Origin of the sequence: Enterobacter sp. Crenshaw, assembly GCF_024734705.1 — a bacterium.
GTDB lineage: Bacteria > Pseudomonadota > Gammaproteobacteria > Enterobacterales > Enterobacteriaceae > Enterobacter > Enterobacter asburiae_B.
The window spans coordinates 1992202-2008617 of record NZ_CP102932.1; the positions used below are offsets into that span (position 1 = coordinate 1992202).

Sequence of the window (16416 nt, forward strand, 5' to 3'; positions counted from 1 at the left end):
TGGTCGGCTGACCGGGTACTTAACCCGCCTTGCGCGGGTTTTGTGCTTTTAAGGGCTGGTAGCAGCCATTGGGCATAACTCGATTAAAATTAGAAAGCAGGCTGTTGGTCTTCAGCCGGTTTATATGGGTAACATTCTCCTTTAATGTGCTGCTCTTTGGCAGCTGCATCACAACCAGATTCGGTCTGATAAACACCGAGCATGATGTCTGAGCATTCCCCGGTGAGGGCGCAGACGGTAACGATCAGGGCAAAGAACGAGCTCATGCTTTTAGCTCTGGATTGCCTTTTTGCGCCAGTAAGTAGCAAAGCTTGCGAATCCATACTTCCGCCGCACTGAGGCGGATAGCTTGTTGTCTTGAAGGTGTTCGTGCAAAGTCGATCATTTATCTTTCCTTTTAATTCTGACTGTCGTATCGCGGTCCTAACTTCAGTGCTATTGTGGTTATTCCCGCACCCTAATGAGGGAATTAACTGTGGAAAAAGAAGAGAAAGTCTTGTATTTAACTCGCTTAGCGGTTGATACATATAACTCTTACCGTTCTGCTCAAATCTCTTCTGGCCGGAATCTTTCTGACCCCCACGATCCGGTGGAAGAGATAGAAAAAATCTATGCAAAATTCGAAGTCTTTCTTGACCAGAAACTCTCAGAAGACGAATGGAAATAGGGTTATATGCTTCCCCAGCTAGACCTATTTCTCCAGAGTGAGCTGTTGCAATGTGCATAAAGCTCACTCTTTCTTATGACCGTGTCATCCACAATTTTTCCCCCTATATGCGCCTGTAACGCCGGCCAGCGGAACGTTTAAACCTGATGCGCGTTAATCTCTCCACCTCATCCGACTCTTCATATGCCGTCGGCGGCTACTTCGTGGGCATCCTGCCTTGGTGGTTCGTAGTGCGTCTTGGTGAGTTAGATTAAATCACTGGTTTATATTCATGTCAACTCATGGTTAATATTAATTGTAAATCTGAGGTTTATATTGCTGGTTTTTGTGACATGCCTGCCGAATCGCAGGCAAAAAAATCCCGACGCTAAGGTCGGGATCGGGAGGCCTGACTGGTAGTTTTGCTATAGAGCTGGTGCGTTAGGATAAAAAACCCGGCTCGGCGGCCGGGTGCTGGTTAGTGTTTCGTGTTTGGCAGTTCGGGCCTTTGTAGATTTTCCAGGACCTCAATCGCTTTAGCATTTTCGATAACTTTCTGTTGAACCTTATCTGCGAGATATTCCTTAAAGCCTTTTGGAACATACTCCTCCCTAAGCCATCTGCGAAACTCTCCTAACGCTTCTTCGGGATAAATATTTGCTGGCAGATTGCCGGCTTTACTCTGTGGGAACCAATCAGGATAAACGTGAGGATGTTTCTGTATATCCCCATATTTTTCGCTCAAATTGTTACGCTTCCAGTGATTTGACCACCTACTTCCAACGCTAATATCTGGAACGGTTCTGGGACCTAACTCAAAACCAGCATTAATTAATGGGACGGTAATATCCACCATTTCCCGAAATACGCTAAAGAAACCAGCAGGAATTTTATCGTTCAGCAAAATCCTTTCTTGAAAGCATTTCCATGCGCCCGTTATTGGATTTCTTGGATCGATTCCTACACTGCGATAAATGTATTCTTTGAGAGTTTGCCTTGCCAGAAGACGGTAGTTCTTTCTCGCAGTTGAGCTATCAACTTGAGAGGCGTCGAATGCGTAATATTCAAGGATAGACATGCAGACGGCATCAGGATAAGCATGGCTATCACCGAATGCGCCACCATTGACAACGGAGTAAAGCTCGTTACCTTCAAATCCATTCTCAAGGAGAAGTTCGGCAATTCTCTTACCCCTTGGCTTATTCCTTTCGATTAGCCAATTAGTGGTTAACGGGAGAAGGGTGGTGTGGTCTACACCACAGAGACGAGCTAAGCCGCGAAGACTGAGAAATGGCGTGCCATCATTAAGAACACCCATTTGAACGCCATTCACTTCGACCTCTTTTACTGGGAATAATGCCATTTCTTCTTGGTGGGGCATTAGTTCATTTTTCATCGTATCCCTCTGAATAATAAGTAATTAAAGTGGTGGTCGAAATGCATGAATCATTCGTTAGTTATCAGCCATAAGCCACTCAGAACAACTCAATCTTCCTGCGACCGGATCCGGCCCTTCATGTACTTCTCATACAGTTCATCCAGCTCCTTCAGGCGAAGCGCAAAAATGCGGAGCATGTTCTGTTGCTCTTCTTCAGGCAACTGGCGATAGAACTCAAGCAGGCGCTGTTCGTCCGGCTTAAGCCCGTCTTTTTCACCAACGTCCTCACCGAGTAGCCAGGCGACAGAAATGCCTACAGCGTCGGCTATGGCCAGTGCCGATTTCTTACTAATCACGCCTTTTTTGAACCAGCCGTTTACGGCCTGAGGAGTGACTCCAGCTATTCGTGCCATGTCTGCTTTTGTAACGCCGCGATCAGTGATCTCAGTTAAGCGCTCTACCAGAACGAGGTTGGGTTCTTCTTTTCTCATAGGGTCATTGTAAATATTTGGTTTATACACACAATAAATCCATAGTTTGCATGATGTGTAAATCTGTGGTTTACTTCTGCTATCAATAAGCAGGAGAAGCACATGTCCGCACTCGATAAAGCAATTAAAGCCGCTGGCTCAGCCAGAAAGCTCAGCATCGCGCTTGGTGTGACGAGTATGTCTGTAAGTCATTGGAAGAATCGTGACCAAGGGATCGTCCCGCCAAGTTATATCTTCCCGATTTTCAAAATGACAGGCGTAACTCCCCACGAGCTGCGCCCCGACCTCTATCCAAACCCAACTGATGGTTTACCTAAACAGGAGCCTTAACAATGCAAACTGTTTCATTTCAACAGAGTAGCAGAGCTTCCTCTAATCCAATGATATTCCCGTGTCATCAAAGCGAATCGGCAGCGCAGGATGTTGATCATCGAGATATTTGTTCTGCAGTCCGGGCGTGGGCAGCGGTAGAAGGGCGCGTAGCTGTTGCGCTTCAAATTCAAGACGCGGCAGAAGAATTTCAACTTGATGGAGTGGATTTCTCAGGCCAGGCCGATGTCTGGAACGTGAAGCTGTTCCGCTGGCTCGACAACAAAGAAGACTCCGCATCGTACCGAAAGAACGTCGAACAGCTGGTGCCCGCGATCATGTCTGTATTACCGCTTCGATACCGCGACCGTGTCGTAAAGAACGACTCCTTTGCACATCGCATGGCCAGATTAGAAAAAGAGGTAAGTGAGGCGAAGCAAGCTCTGATGCTCGATGCACCGAAGAAGGAAAAGCTTAAGGAGTTAGGCGAGGGGATTTTCGAAATGTTCAGAGTCGATCCGGATCTTACAGCGCCGCTGCTGGCGATGGTCACAACCATGCTGGGGGCGATATGAAGACTTCAGAAAAGGCGAAAGCCGGTCTGCGCGAACAGAACCGACTTTCAGGTGCAAAAACGGAGTGTAATTGCGGAGCTAAGTATGTCAAACACAGCTGAAATTATCAATTTCCCCCACAGAACCGAACAACCGGGAGGTCGTATGGCCGACCTGTCGAACGGGTATACCAAGGTTGCTAACGAGATCCAACAGCTCAAGCCTCGTCTGAGAATGTCAGGCCGGGAGTGGCAGTGTTTTGAGGCGGTGATCTGGCTTACCTACGGCTGGAACAAGAAACAAGACCGCGTTACGAACACGGTGATCGCTGAGCTTACAGGGCTGAGTGATTCGCATGTCTCTGATGCGCTCAAATCGCTCGCAGAACGCAAAATTATCTTCAGTCAGAAGCAGGGCGTGATGAAAATCGTCGGTATAAATACTGACCTTTCTGCCTGGATTTTAGACAAACCGAAAACGGGAAAAACCTTCCCGAAATCGGGAAAAGTGTTACCGAAAACGGGAAAAACCTTCCCGGAAACGGTAGACACCCAAGACTATAACAAGAACAATATTAAAATATCCTCGTCTCGGAATTCTGACGAATCCCGAAACCAGAAAACTCAAAAATTTCTCTCACGTCATCCAGAAGCTGCCGCCGGGATATACACCCCGGCAGGTAAATCATGGGGATCCGCTGACGACCTCAAGGCCGCGCGCTGGATTTACGACAGGCTTCTCACCGTCAACGCATCGCTATCTGAACCCAACTGGGCTGAATGGGCAAACACCATCAGGCTGATGCGTGTCCAGGACAAGCGTACTCACTACGAAATCTGTGACCTGTTCCAGTGGGCCAACCGGGACGAATTCTGGAAAGACAACATCCTGAGCCCTTCAAGTCTGCGCAAGCAGTGGGATCTGCTCACCACGAAGCGGCTGCGTGTAACCGGAACGGCAAAGCCATACCGGGGCGGCATTGACCTGCATAACACCGACTGGATTGATGGGGTGCTGGAATGAAAAACCTAGCCGAGAGCATTCGCAATTTTGACCGGGAACAGGCTCGCCGCGTGGCGCACAATATGCCAGAGCAGTACACCGAGCGCGAACAAACGCAGCAGGTGGCGCAGATTATCAACGGGCTGTTCGTACAGCTGGCGGCCGCGTTCCCGGCAAGCCTGGTTAATCGCAGCCAGGAAGACGTGAACGAGATCCGCCGTCAGTGGGTGCTGGCCTTCAAAGAAAACGGGATCACCACAATGGAGCAGGTTGAAGCGGGCATGCGCATGGTGCGTCGTCAGGAGCGTCCATTCCTGCCTTCGCCAGGCCAGTTCATCAAGTGGTGCAGGGAAGGGCGCAGCGTGCTGGGGATCACCACCGCTGACGTAATGGCTGAATATTGGAAGTGGCGCAAGCTGGTATTCCGGTACCCGAGCAGCGAGCAGTATCCGTGGCCTAAGCCGGTTTATTATCACATCTGTCTGGAGCTGCGTCGCCGCGGAACCGATGGCCAGCTGTGTCACAAAGAACTCGAGCGCGAGGCCGGTGATCTTCTGGGTATGTGGGAAAAGCGGGTGCTAGCCGGGAAACCAATCCCGCCTGTTCGTCGTGCGTTGGCAGCACCAGTGGCTCTGAGGGGGCCAACGCCAGCTGAACTTCTGAAGGCTAAATACGCGCGCCTAAAAAATGAAGGGAGAGTTTAACTGTGCGAGCAAAGATTCTTCAGATTCGTACCATACAGCGAATGAGTAGAAGGCTTTGTTTCCACAACGTGTTATAAACAAGTTACAAGTCGCCTCCTCTGGCGACAAAGAGGCATGGCATGAAATTACGAATCACAAGAGCAATCGGCCTCAGCAAGTTCTCGCCACGTTGGGTTAAGGTTATCTGTTTACGGTTCACTAAAAACGATATTGAGCGCTCCCTCAACGCGCTTCTGGCCACAATTGATGAAACTGAACTCTCTTCGGAGAAAGTCAAAGCATTGAGGGAATGCGTTGACAGAATCAACCTGGCAAGGGGAAAGGGGATGCAAGCGTGAGCGCTACTGCTATTGAGCCGAAAGAGATTTTTTATACCACATGCTCATTGCTGAACACATAAAGCGTAGCTGAAGTGACTGATGCTGACTGAGTGATGCGCGGAGAAATAGTTGTCTAATAACTCAATCATATTAATCACTTTTCCCATGGTACCTTTTTTATCTTGAGGATTAGGCAGTACGAAATCCTAGCTTTGGCCGCTCTATTGGATCCTACACCTCTGAACTGCTAAGGACGGAATATGAACGGATGAAAGCTAGCATGAGGTGCGAGTGGTGTTGAGAAAGGTCCACTGGACAATCATTTGAATAATTCTGTGAAAAATTCATTTGTATAAAGAGTCTTCTCCTTCTGGGCGCGTTTTGAACCTTCGATGCATCCACAGGTATTGCTCAGGGGCGCGGAGGATTTCACGCTCGATGATTTTATTCATATAAGCAGCTGCAGCGATATTATCGTCCTCCGGATATCCTAACAATGGATTACTGATATACATATGATAACCTTTTTTATCGCTCCGTCGAATCATGCTAAGTGTGATCAAATTTGCTCCAGCGAGTTTTGAAAGTGCGTACGTTCCGTTCGTTGTGGCTGCTTTTTTTACCGAGAAAAAGGGTGCGAAAACGCTCCCCTTAGGCCCGTAATCCTGATCTGGTGCAAACCACACAGCTTCACCGGCCTTGAGTGCATGAACTAAGCGAGATAGATTACGTCGATCAATCATAGCTTTATTTGAACGCATACGTCCTTTTGTCTGAACCCATTCCATCAATGGATTGTTGTGCGGCCGATATGTTGCCATCATTGGATGGCATAACCCCATTACTCTTCCGCATAGTTCAAGCGACATGAAATGAATCCCGACAACCATTACCCCTCCGGTTGCGTTAGCCAAGTTTTCAATCCCTTCTACGTCAAACCACTTTTTGACTCTCGCATCGCTCCAGAACCAGGCCATGCCAGTTTCCATCAGTCCCAGCCCGAGAGAAACAAAGTTATTATTTATCATCTGGCTTCGGGCAATCGGAGTCATATCGGGAAAACAGAGTTCAATATTCCTAACCGCTATACTTTCTCTACGTTTTAAAAAGGGCCTGGAGATTTTTCCAAGACCGGAACCAAGAGTATATAAAACCGGATAAGGAAGTTGGACTATAACCCACAGAAGTGCCAAGCCTGCCCAGGAAAACCAGTGGCGGGGATGAAGTAATTTGTATGTAAAGAGCTGTGACATAAATTTCCCTAAGCTAATGAAGGTTGTAATGCACATGGATAATTTGAAGAATTTGTTTTTCAGCGGAACGTTTCATTTAGATAATTGAGTTTTTTTCTGAATTCAGGGGGACAGATTGCGTGTGGGAGTGGATGCTCACTAAATGGTTTAGTGAGGCGAAAAAATTCTTTTTCTATAAGACTCAATGGGTTATTAACGATATTCGAGGAATTGCCTTCTGGATTCATCCTCCCCGACATACTCAAAAGATAGAAGACGAATTGGGATTAAGTTATAAAACCAATAGCAATCATTTCGTTGAATAACTTCGCCTGGCTTGAAACATATCCCTGATGCTTCCCGAACAATTGCATATTTACCATTGCTAAATTTCACTCTGTGGATATAGAAATGTTGACCGATCTGTCCATGACAGCTGTTCGAAAGTATATCTCCTTCAATAAAAACAGATTTTTTATCTTTCATCATAATGCCCTCTACCACTATACTATAAAAGGAATGTTGGCATTTACAGATATCAGTTAAGTTGCAGGAACTGTTCAGCCGCCGATGCACCAGCATTCTGATGGCCTGAACAACAGTCCGCAGGCAGGACATTCCAGAACAGCATTTTTTCTTAGTTTACCTGCTTTCTGATTGGCTCTGTATGCGCATACCGGGCAAGCAACATGGACCGGTCTTTCTTTAAAATGTCTAAGTCCCTCTGTAAATGACATAAAATAACCTCTGAAAAATATAATATTTATTATACGCTTTAAAATATAAATTATCGGGTTAAATTATGAATATTTATTGCTGAATAAAATATGAGCTTTTAGAAAACAACAGTTTGATTTATGTTACAATATCCTTCCATGAGAAATTTATGATGAAATCAGAAGACACTCTTGACTGGTACCCAGCGCAGTTGCCGCCAGTAAAAATTATTTTAGGTGAAGCAGTGCTTGCTGTGGGTAAACAGGGAAGGCCGATTAATACACGGACCTTGCTCGAGTATCTTCAAGTCATGCAAGGTAAGCAAAAAAGACGTGATGATCAAGTTGCTATGCAGACTGCGATTGAAGTGCTTAGAGACAATCAGCGCATTAACGGTAGGCGTTAATGCGCTCTTAAGATCCCTTAGTTCTGAGTGATCTCTACTATGTGTCTTTGACCATCCTGCTTTAAAGGTATTCGGTCATCAGACAGTTCGATACCATCTAGTATAACCTGATACTCCCCGTTGCCACGTGTAATGGTAATCTCGTAATAACTTTCGTCATGTTGATATGTCAGAGAAAAAGACTCCCACTCTGCTGGTAACAGGGCATGTATGGTCAAGACATCACCGGAACGTTTTATGCCCATCAATTCTTCTGTAAGAAGACGATAGGCCCAACCCGCTGATCCGGTGTACCAACTCCAACCTGCACGTCCAGTATGTGGCGCGATGCTGTAAACATCTGCACTCATTACGTATGGTTCTGCTCTGTAAATCGCAACTTCTTCGTAAGTAGACGCGTGGTTTATTGGATTGATCAGTGACCAGAGTTGCCACGCACGCTCTGCATTTCCCATTCGGGCAAATGCCATCACGGCCCAGATAGCACCATGAGTATATTGCCCGCCATTTTCACGCACACCAGGCACATAACCCTGAATGTAACCGGGATTTGGTCCGTGTCCATCGAATGGAGGCGAAAGTAGCTTTATCAACCTGGATTCGGAGTTTACCAAATGCTTGTCCAGAGCCTGCATTGATTTACCGGCACGTCCACAGTCTGTCGCACCGGATAAAACGGACCAACTTTGAGCTATTGCATCAATCCGGCAGTCTTGAGAACTTTTGGATCCTAAAGGCGTTCCATCGTCAAAATATCCACGCCGAAACCATTCCCCGTCCCAGGCTGTCGCATTCAGATTTTTTTGCAAGTGTTCCGCCTCCGTGCGACACAGCGATGCTACAAGCTTATCTTGCTGACGCTCAGCGTGCGTCGCGAAACGCTTTAAAATATCGAACAGGAAGAACCCGAGCCAAACGCTTTCACCTTTTCCTTCGATGCCGACCCGGTTCATCCCATCGTTCCAGTCGCCAGCACCCATTAGCGGCAGACCATGTTGTCCAAAACGAAGCCCATGCTTAATGGCTTTAACGCAGTGTTGCCATAGCGTCTCTTCGGTGTGGCTGATTAGTGGTGTATCGTAAACGGACTCTTCTCCAGGCTGGAGCTGACGCCCTTCCAGATAAGGAATCATCTGCTCTAGTATTCCGATATCCCCAGAAGTGTCGACGTAGTGACAGACGGCGAGCGGGAGCCAGAGAAAATCATCTGAACATCGCGTGCGTACGCCGCTACCGTGAGGTGGATGCCACCAGTGCTGCACATCGCCTTCAATAAACTGTCTTGACGCACATAGTACTATTTGGTCGCGCAGGCGTTCCGGTGCAGCGTGGGTCAGTGCTAATGTATCCTGGAGTTGATCGCGAAAACCAAATGCGCCACCCGATTGATAATAGCCACTGCGCGCCATGAGACGACAGGCCATTGTCTGATATAGAAGCCAACCGTTAACTAGCTTATCAACTGAATGGTCTGGTGTTTTGACCACTATCTTATCCAGCATGCGGTGCCAGTGACGATGGACATTGTCCAACTCCTGTCGAACGATATTTTCATCCAAATAATGATCGAGTATAGTCTGAGCCCGGGCGGAGTTTTCCTCGCTGCCGAGTACAAAAATGAAGGTTTTCTGATCACCGTCAATTAGGGTGGTAACAGACTGAACTGCACCGCATGGATCCAAACCAGCGCCTGTATTTCCCGATAAACTGCGAAGCTTCAATGCGGCCGGTTTTTGCAAAGAGCCATTGCGGCCAATAAACTCTCGGCGATCACCTGTCAACGAACAATTAGGATCGTTGACAGCGAAAAATGCAATGCGTCCTTCGCCGTTAGCTCCGTAAAAGTTATTTGCTGTAACTCCACTACCACCCGGCACGACCACCGTATGTGTAACGATATGGGGAGCAGAACGCGAGCGTGATTCCCCAAGCGTCCACTCTACGTACCCTGTGACCGATAATTTGCGCGTGCGGCCCGAATTGTTACTAAGCGTCAGAAGTGCCAACTTAACAGGATCGTGTTCGCCAACCAGTATTGTCAACTCGCTATCTATACCACTATCGCGGTGCGCGAATACGCTGTAGCCAAAACCATGACGGGTTAAATAATCCCCGCGGCCACGAACAGGTAACGTCGTGGGTGACCATACCGTTCCGCTCTCTTCATCACGAATATAAAAAGCCTCACCGCTACGGTCGCTTACTGGATCGTTTTCCCAGGGGGTTAAACGATATTCATGAGCGTTCTCATACCAACTGTAAGCCTGTCCGGCTTCTGAAATGACGCTACCAAAACAGGAGTTTGCCAGCACATTTGACCAAGGGGCCGGCGTTGGAACATTTTCCTTCAGGATAATCTGATACTCCCGTCCATCCTCTGAAAACCCTCCATGCCCATTGAAGTTGAACAGATGTTCTATATGCGGCGTCCAGTCTTCCTGTCGATTGCTTCCCTCAGTGACAAAAGATACAAATGGCCTTTGCGGTTTAATTGGCGAGTGGAGCCGCTGATTAAGTTGCTCGTTTAGCCCGCCGGCGCGATCGTCAAGATACATACATGCAACGCTCATCAGCAATTGCTTATCTTCAGAAGACAAATGCTCCCCGTTACGGACAAAAATGCCGCCCGGTTTATCCAGCAGGCTGGCTTCTGAACCGGCATAGATTAAATCCATAATCAGTGTTTGAAGGGCCTGCTGATAGCCACCTGCGCTGTTATTGAGGATAACAAGATCCACTTCAAGCCCTTTTAGTCGCCAGTAACGATGAGCCTGAATCAGTGTAGTGATAGAGGTCATACTCTCATCGCTGGTCACGCTATGCAGTACAATCGGTAAATCACCTGAAATACCCCAGCCCCACAGTCCGGACTGACCGCGGCGGTTACGGCTTATGACTTGATCGTCGGCGCGTAATTCGTGACAGGGATAGAGCACAGCACTAGCGAGTCGGTTAAACAGCGTTGCGTCATCTTCGCTGGCATTTATCTGCCTTAGCACTACCAGACTGTGCGACCAAGCAAGCTCAAAAACACGCTCAGCGATTGGGTAATCACGGTATTTTTCCAATAATGCCTTGCTTTGCTGACGGCTCTCACTGATGCCATAAACGATATCAATCGTTATCGGAATGCCTGGCATGAGTCTCACAACTTGTCGGATCGCTAGGACAGGATCCAGCACGGCACCGGAAGTATTGCTGAGCGGCCCGTTAGCATAGATAGCAGCGGCATCAGCCGGACTTCTGCCCCTTCCAATAAACTTAGCTCGGTCTGTTTCAAACGAGGCTTCATTATGATCATTGCTATGCACCACCATCATGTGAAACAGAAATGGGCTCGTTTCATCTGGAGAACGCGGTCGTCGATGGCAAAGAATAGCTTCCCGACTGTGATCAATCTCAGTTTCGATGAACAAATTACTGAATGCCGGATGCGCTAAATCACTGGTTTCTGGAGCAATCACCACTTCAGCATACGTTGTTAGCTCGAGCGTTCGCGGTAGACGGCCATGGTGTACCAGGGTGACACGCCGCAGCTCTATATCATCCTCCGGGGAAACCACAACCTGTGTCCTAACGCTAAGGGCTCCGAAGGTACGCCTGAATTCTGCGCCTGCGTCGGTGAAGATTATCTCATCGCTGCTATTCGCATTTCCGCCCATGGGCTGCCAAGTATTGCTCCATACCTCATTCGTATGCGGATCGCGGATATAACAGAACGATCCCCAGTTATCACGGGTTGTATCGCTGCGCCAGCGGGTAACTGAAATCGAATTCCAGCGGCTGTATCCTCCACCACCTGGCGTCAGCATCAAGTGGTAATGCCCATTTGAGAGCAGCTGTATTTCTGGAGTGGGGCTGTCTACATGACTGAAAACTCTCGGTTCATATCGCACCGGTTTAACCCTTCCTTCATGGGATTCAAAATGACGGCGAGGGCTGTAAAGATCGACTGCATCCGGGACGCGTTCCTGCAATAGAAGATTCGCCGACATAAAGGTGGGGCTTGCCATAAATCGCTCGATCATCGGGGCATCAAGCAGGATATGCGCTAGCGCCTGGAATCCCATCCCTTGGTGGTGTGCCATCCAGGACTGTACAACCGCGTACAGTTGCCCGGTAGCAAGCCGTGATGGCGTGTAGTCCAGCGCTTCATAAAACCCGTATTCGCCATGTGCACCGCTCTGCTCCAGTCTAAGTAAGTTTTCGCAGGCCTTCTGGGGGTAAACGAGCAGAGCCAGTAGTGTTGCATACGGCGCGACTACCATATCGTCCGCAAGTCCTCGGCGAAGACCGAGTCCAGGTACCCCAAATGCCTGATACTGATAATTACGCTGGACATCAAATGCATGATAGCCGGACTCAGAAACGCCCCATGGTACGCCACGTTCCTTGCCCCAGTTAATCTGACGTGTCACCGCGGATTTGCCCATTTCATCAAGCAAACTGCCGCGCCAGTTTGGCATCACAAGATTCGGCATCAGGTATTCAAACATCGAGCCGCTCCATGACATTAACGAGGTCTCATTGTCGATATTGGTGAACAACCTTCCCAACGCATACCAGCTTTTCATCGGAAGCTGATTTGTCGCGATAGCGAGATAACTTGTCAGCCTGATTTCAGAGGGCAGAAGGTCATAGTGGCTTTTATCGGCGGTATTTGTGTCGCAGTTATATCCGACACTGAGCAGGCTGGTAGCTTCGCTGTAGAGAAAGGCAAAATCCATTCGCGCATGGTCATTTAACCTCTTTTCAAGTTCGCTGATGATATCCAGCCGCAAACGGGCGTGAGTAATAACTGATGCAGGAGGCGTTCCTTCTCCGGTATCGGTACTCTGCGCCAACCAGCTTAGTGTTGGCAATGTCTCGCTTGGGTATGTAGGGGGTAACCACGCGAGCAGATGTGACCATTCGTGGCATAATTCAACCAACTGATGCTCCAGATGCTCGGCCCAGCGCACCACAAGATCACCTTCCTGCTGACTCGCAGCGGTAAGATATTTGCACTGAGTACGCATTTTTTTAAGTTCGCTATAAAGAGCTCCCGAAGGAAGTTCCACTGAGCTGAAACACTGCTTTTGAAGCTCTTTAAGTGTATCCGGTGCCCCCGGCCCCCAGTGTTTTTCAAGAAGTAATAATGTATCGTTTAACCCTGCAAGTATTCTTTCGCCATTCAAAATCGGCTGGTTTCGCATGGCTAATAACCCTTCACGCAGAGTCAATAGATGTCCAGCCATATTACCGCTATCCACGCTTGATACGTAACGCGGACTGAGCGGCGCAAGTGTTCGAGTGTCATACCAGTTATATAAATGACCACGAAAATGTTCCATATTATCAAGAGAGTCGAGCGTGAGCGTTATGCGTTGTAAGACGCTGCCGCCTGGCAAATAGCCAAAATCCCAGGCAGTAAGGTTAGCCAGTAGTGATAACCCAATGTTGGTAGGGGATGTACGGTGCGCGATCGTCGGCTGCGGTATTTCCTGATAATTATCGGGGGGGAGCCAATTTTCTTTCGCTGTGGCGAAGGTCTCAAAAAAAGACCATATTTCTCGGCTTGTCTGTCTCAGCAGAAGTTTCTGCTTATGATCTGGCAAAAAGGGCTTACGAGCGGGTTGGCGGCTCAGCCAAGCCATAATAATGGGAGCTATGCACCACCCGAAGCTAATGGGCAATGCGATGAACAGCATCAGCGGATCAAACACCAATGCTAGTGATGTGAGACTCAGACCGCAGGCAACATTCAGCCACATTTCCCGATAAAAACCTAAAACAGAGACACTGGATTGGTAGTTATCTGGGTTATAGCTTACCCATTGGTTGAGGTTACGCTGGCTTACACCAAGTCGCCAAAGCGTAACTCCAATAGCGTATAATGAGTAACCGGCCTCGTGGGGTAGTATCATAATCGTGAGACCGATACGTGAAATGCGCTTCAAGGCTCCAGCTGAGACCAGTTGCAGATGTTGTTTAAGGGGACGACGGTGCGGTTTATGAACGAGATCCCATGCTATGCTAAGCGCCGCAGGAAGAAACCATATTAGCGTAAGCACGCTAAACCAGTATAAAGGGTTGGGGAGCCAGAGCAGCGTGCTCAATACAAGCAGCATGATCGACGGCGCTACCAGGCTGCGTCGGAGATTATCCAATAATTTCCAACGAGAAAGAATGGACAATGGATTTTTTTCCCTGCTTCCGTCAGCTTTTCTGACCCGAACCCTTAACCAATTGAGCAGTTGCCAATCTCCGCGGATCCAGCGCGTACGACGTGCGACGTCTGAGATATAATTAGTTGGATATTGTTCGTAAAGTAAAACGTCGCTCAGCAGACCAGAGCGGGCGTAACATCCTTCGAGCAGGTCGTGACTGAGTACGAGATTTTCCGGACAGACGTTGGCAGTGGACTGGACAAAAATATCTACATCATAGATACCTTTGCCTACGAACGATCCCTCGCCAAAAAGATCCTGATATATATCTGAAGACATCATCGAATAGGGATTATTACCCGGGATGCTGCTGCGCATGGCGGCGTAGTGCCCCTGACCGTAAAAAGGCATTTCCTCTGCTAAGCCTGGCTGTAAAATTCCGTACCCTTTAACGACTCGTTGGAACGTTGGATCATATTCTGGTTTATTCAGCGGATGCGCCATTGTGGCCACCAGTTTATGGGCGGTATCGCGAGGAAGGAGCGTATCACTGTCAAGAGTGATGACGTATTTAATCCGTCCGGGCAAAGCCTGCGAGGGAAAGCCTGCAACGCTCGAAAACTGGGTTCCCGGTTGGCGTAACCAGCTGTTAAGAAGAGCTAGTTTGCCCCGCTTGCGTTCATATCCCATCCAGATTCTCTGCGAATCGTTCCACACCGGCTGGCGGTGCAGTAGATAAAATCGAGATCGGCCGCTAGGGTTGCGCCGATTAAGTCTCTGCGTCTCAGCAATCGCTTGCCTTAAAAGGACAGTGTTTTCCTCGGTATCCTCAGTTAATGAATCCGGAAAATCGGTAAGAAGTGCAAAGCAGAGATTTTCATCTTGATTGCCAAGGCTGCAGACTTCCAAACGAGAGAGAAGTTTGCTGAGGCTTTCATAGCTTGTCAGCATGCAAGGGATCGCAACCATTGTGGCATATTCAACTGGTATCCCACTTGAAAAGTCCATCCGCGGCAGAGGTCTGGGAATACGAAAGCGTGTCGTTGCTTCGCTAAGCATATCGCTGGCGAGTTGACTAATGGCAACAATAAGGGGGAGTGCTAGGGGGATGAGCAACCAGAATATACCCTGTAGTGCAGTTTCATACAATATGGTAGCCGTAGCGGCCGTGGTCAAGAGACTCAGGCTACCAAGCCATGACAGAAGGGGCGATTTATTCATACTCTGCCGCAGCCATTTCAATAGAGACCTTTCAACTGACAACAGTTGTTCGAGTTGTGGCCTTCCACCCCCAAGCAGAAAATAACCGATATGTCGGTGCTCAGGATCTAGACTCGGTTCGCAAGACATTGCCAACACGCGGTTTGCAACTTCCGGTTCACTCAAGCTCGCATCCCTGGCAAGCGTTTCAATCACATGGCGATAATGATCTCGGGTGTCGAAGTGCATGCGAGGATATATACCAGCTGGGTCAAGGCGTAAAGTTTGCTCGACTACGCTGATGGTCTCTGCAAAATCAGACCAGTTCGTTTCACTCAGCAGACGTAAACCCGAAATACTGTTACTGACGGAAAGCTGGCTGGCGGCAAGCTGCTGATTGAAGCGATGAATCAGGATCTCAGTTGTAACACCTTGCTCTGCAAGACGTTGTTCAATCCAATTCAGAGGGAGTGCAAGAGCATTGCCATGTCCCTGCAGACGACGAACCATTTCAGCGACAAAGGCACTGCTCAGTGGAGGATGATTACGCGCCATATCGGCAACAATCAAAATTAGGTCGGCGGGAGCATTCTCTGCACAATCAAAAATCCGCATTATCCACATATCTGCAAGATTTCGCTCCTGCTGGGCCTGGGTCACTTCGTCGCTCACACGACGCAGGTTTTCTATCAGCGCTAGACGCAGCATTCCTGGCAAAGCCCATATCTCCCCCAACGTCAGAGGTGTCACCTCTTGATAGGCGGAAATATAACTGGTAAGGCTGCTGCTGTCCCAGCGTCCGTCGCCATGCGCTATGGCCTCTGAGGCTAAGTCATAAATTCTGGGACATCTATGTGGATAGGCTAGTACCGGAAGACCCTTACCAAAGCTTTTCGGTAAGTGCTGGCGTACCATGCGAATCTGCTCTTCAATCAGGTAATAGTTGTCCAGCAGCCACTCACCTGCGGGCATGATACTCGTTTTTTTTCCTGCATTGAGTAGATAGCAACATCGCGTAATTATCGTTTCATTGTCAGTTAGTCGTTTAAGAAGGTAGTACGGGAGTATTTCCGGAGACAATTTGTGCGTACGAGCCAGTTTTCTTCCAAAGCGTTCCAACTGAGGGGTAGAAAACAGTTCCGAACGTAAATAGTTTTCTCCTCCCGAATCGTTGGCTGGGGCTGATATGTGTGCGCTGCCTTCGGGCAGAATACGAGAACGCTTAAACCACGCAATAGGTTTCATTTTCATTGGGTTGCTCTTTTGCTACGTTAACGCGCAGGAGCAGATGCGAAATCAGTTCAGAAA

The 16416-nt window shown here is 48.4% G+C and carries 14 protein-coding genes; 7 read left to right on the plus strand and 7 right to left on the minus strand.

The annotated features are described in order from the left end of the window. Nucleotides 1-89: 89 nt before the first annotated feature. Both NWV12_RS09560 and NWV12_RS09565 read right to left on the minus strand, forming a co-directional pair. The gene (locus NWV12_RS09560) at nt 90-266 is read right to left on the minus strand and encodes a DUF1482 family protein (protein ID WP_101744516.1); all 177 of its coding nucleotides are present in this window, start codon (nt 264-266) and stop codon (nt 90-92) included. Next, on the minus strand, nt 263-385 hold the full coding sequence (locus tag NWV12_RS09565; protein ID WP_258321457.1) for a hypothetical protein: 123 nt from the start codon (nt 383-385) through the stop codon (nt 263-265). The genes NWV12_RS09560 and NWV12_RS09565 overlap by 4 nt, the downstream gene beginning before the upstream one ends. A gap of 90 nt (nt 386-475) precedes the next feature. Between NWV12_RS09565 and NWV12_RS09570 the strand changes: the two genes are divergently transcribed. Then, entirely contained in the window at nt 476-667 is a 192-nt protein-coding gene (locus tag NWV12_RS09570) for a hypothetical protein (protein ID WP_059311999.1), read from the plus strand. Nucleotides 668-1124: 457 nt separating this feature from the next. On the opposite strand, the gene NWV12_RS09575 is transcribed toward NWV12_RS09570, so the two are convergent. After that, nucleotides 1125-2042, minus strand: a complete 918-nt coding sequence (locus NWV12_RS09575; protein WP_101744517.1) for a hypothetical protein — start codon at nt 2040-2042, stop codon at nt 1125-1127. Nucleotides 2043-2131: 89 nt separating this feature from the next. Further along, complete coding sequence (locus tag NWV12_RS09580; protein ID WP_101744518.1) at nt 2132-2545, minus strand: helix-turn-helix domain-containing protein; 414 nt, start codon at nt 2543-2545, stop codon at nt 2132-2134. A 72-nt stretch (nt 2546-2617) separates the two neighbouring features. Between NWV12_RS09580 and NWV12_RS09585 the strand changes: the two genes are divergently transcribed. The 5 genes from NWV12_RS09585 (at nt 2618) to NWV12_RS09605 (ending at nt 5422) form a co-directional block, all read left to right on the plus strand. Beyond that, on the plus strand, nt 2618-2845 hold the full coding sequence (locus tag NWV12_RS09585; protein WP_029882071.1) for a YdaS family helix-turn-helix protein: 228 nt from the start codon (nt 2618-2620) through the stop codon (nt 2843-2845). 2 nt (nt 2846-2847) lie between these two features. After that, nucleotides 2848-3399: a toxin YdaT family protein gene (locus tag NWV12_RS09590; protein ID WP_101744519.1), complete on the plus strand. Its 552-nt coding sequence runs from the start codon at nt 2848-2850 to the stop codon at nt 3397-3399. Nucleotides 3400-3483: 84 nt separating this feature from the next. Then, nucleotides 3484-4401, plus strand: coding sequence for a replication protein (locus NWV12_RS09595; RefSeq protein ID WP_199767214.1), 918 nt, complete (start codon nt 3484-3486; stop codon nt 4399-4401). Beyond that, nucleotides 4398-5084 (plus strand): replication protein P, encoded by a 687-nt coding sequence (locus NWV12_RS09600; protein ID WP_101744521.1) that lies wholly within the window; start codon nt 4398-4400, stop codon nt 5082-5084. Before NWV12_RS09595 ends, NWV12_RS09600 begins: the two co-directional genes overlap by 4 nt. A 119-nt stretch (nt 5085-5203) precedes the next feature. After that, complete coding sequence (locus tag NWV12_RS09605; RefSeq protein ID WP_101744522.1) at nt 5204-5422, plus strand: hypothetical protein; 219 nt, start codon at nt 5204-5206, stop codon at nt 5420-5422. A gap of 326 nt (nt 5423-5748) precedes the next feature. On the opposite strand, the gene lpxP is transcribed toward NWV12_RS09605, so the two are convergent. Next, the gene (gene lpxP / locus NWV12_RS09610) at nt 5749-6657 is read right to left on the minus strand and encodes a kdo(2)-lipid IV(A) palmitoleoyltransferase (RefSeq protein WP_047647981.1); all 909 of its coding nucleotides are present in this window, start codon (nt 6655-6657) and stop codon (nt 5749-5751) included. 539 nt (nt 6658-7196) lie between these two features. After that, a complete protein-coding gene (locus NWV12_RS22110) occupies nt 7197-7373 on the minus strand; it encodes a YnfU family zinc-binding protein (protein WP_213730113.1) in 177 nt (58 codons plus the stop codon). 152 nt (nt 7374-7525) lie between these two features. Between NWV12_RS22110 and NWV12_RS09615 the strand changes: the two genes are divergently transcribed. Next, a complete protein-coding gene (locus NWV12_RS09615; protein WP_048979563.1) occupies nt 7526-7759 on the plus strand; it encodes a hypothetical protein in 234 nt (77 codons plus the stop codon). Between the two features lie 17 nt (nt 7760-7776). Here NWV12_RS09615 and NWV12_RS09620 read toward each other — a convergent pair whose 3' ends face one another. Continuing rightward, nucleotides 7777-16359 carry a GH36-type glycosyl hydrolase domain-containing protein gene (locus tag NWV12_RS09620; RefSeq protein WP_101744523.1) on the minus strand — a complete coding sequence of 2861 codons (8583 nt, stop codon included), beginning with the start codon at nt 16357-16359 and terminating at the stop codon, nt 7777-7779. Nucleotides 16360-16416: the final 57 nt, after the last annotated feature.

Bases quoted from the DNA above. Each gene is read 5' to 3' on its own strand.
- lpxP (WP_047647981.1), bottom strand. From the start codon at position 6,657: ATGTCACAGCTCTTTACATACAAATTACTTCATCCCCGCCACTGGTTT.
- NWV12_RS09615 (WP_048979563.1), top strand. From the start codon at position 7,526: ATGAAATCAGAAGACACTCTTGACTGGTACCCAGCGCAGTTGCCGCCA.
- NWV12_RS09590 (WP_101744519.1), top strand. From the start codon at position 2,848: ATGCAAACTGTTTCATTTCAACAGAGTAGCAGAGCTTCCTCTAATCCA.
- NWV12_RS22110 (WP_213730113.1), bottom strand. From the start codon at position 7,373: ATGTCATTTACAGAGGGACTTAGACATTTTAAAGAAAGACCGGTCCAT.
- NWV12_RS09620 (WP_101744523.1), bottom strand. From the start codon at position 16,359: ATGAAAATGAAACCTATTGCGTGGTTTAAGCGTTCTCGTATTCTGCCC.
- NWV12_RS09560 (WP_101744516.1), bottom strand. From the start codon at position 266: ATGAGCTCGTTCTTTGCCCTGATCGTTACCGTCTGCGCCCTCACCGGG.
- NWV12_RS09565 (WP_258321457.1), bottom strand. From the start codon at position 385: ATGATCGACTTTGCACGAACACCTTCAAGACAACAAGCTATCCGCCTC.
- NWV12_RS09600 (WP_101744521.1), top strand. From the start codon at position 4,398: ATGAAAAACCTAGCCGAGAGCATTCGCAATTTTGACCGGGAACAGGCT.
- NWV12_RS09605 (WP_101744522.1), top strand. From the start codon at position 5,204: ATGAAATTACGAATCACAAGAGCAATCGGCCTCAGCAAGTTCTCGCCA.
- NWV12_RS09595 (WP_199767214.1), top strand. From the start codon at position 3,484: ATGTCAAACACAGCTGAAATTATCAATTTCCCCCACAGAACCGAACAA.
- NWV12_RS09575 (WP_101744517.1), bottom strand. From the start codon at position 2,042: ATGAAAAATGAACTAATGCCCCACCAAGAAGAAATGGCATTATTCCCA.
- NWV12_RS09585 (WP_029882071.1), top strand. From the start codon at position 2,618: ATGTCCGCACTCGATAAAGCAATTAAAGCCGCTGGCTCAGCCAGAAAG.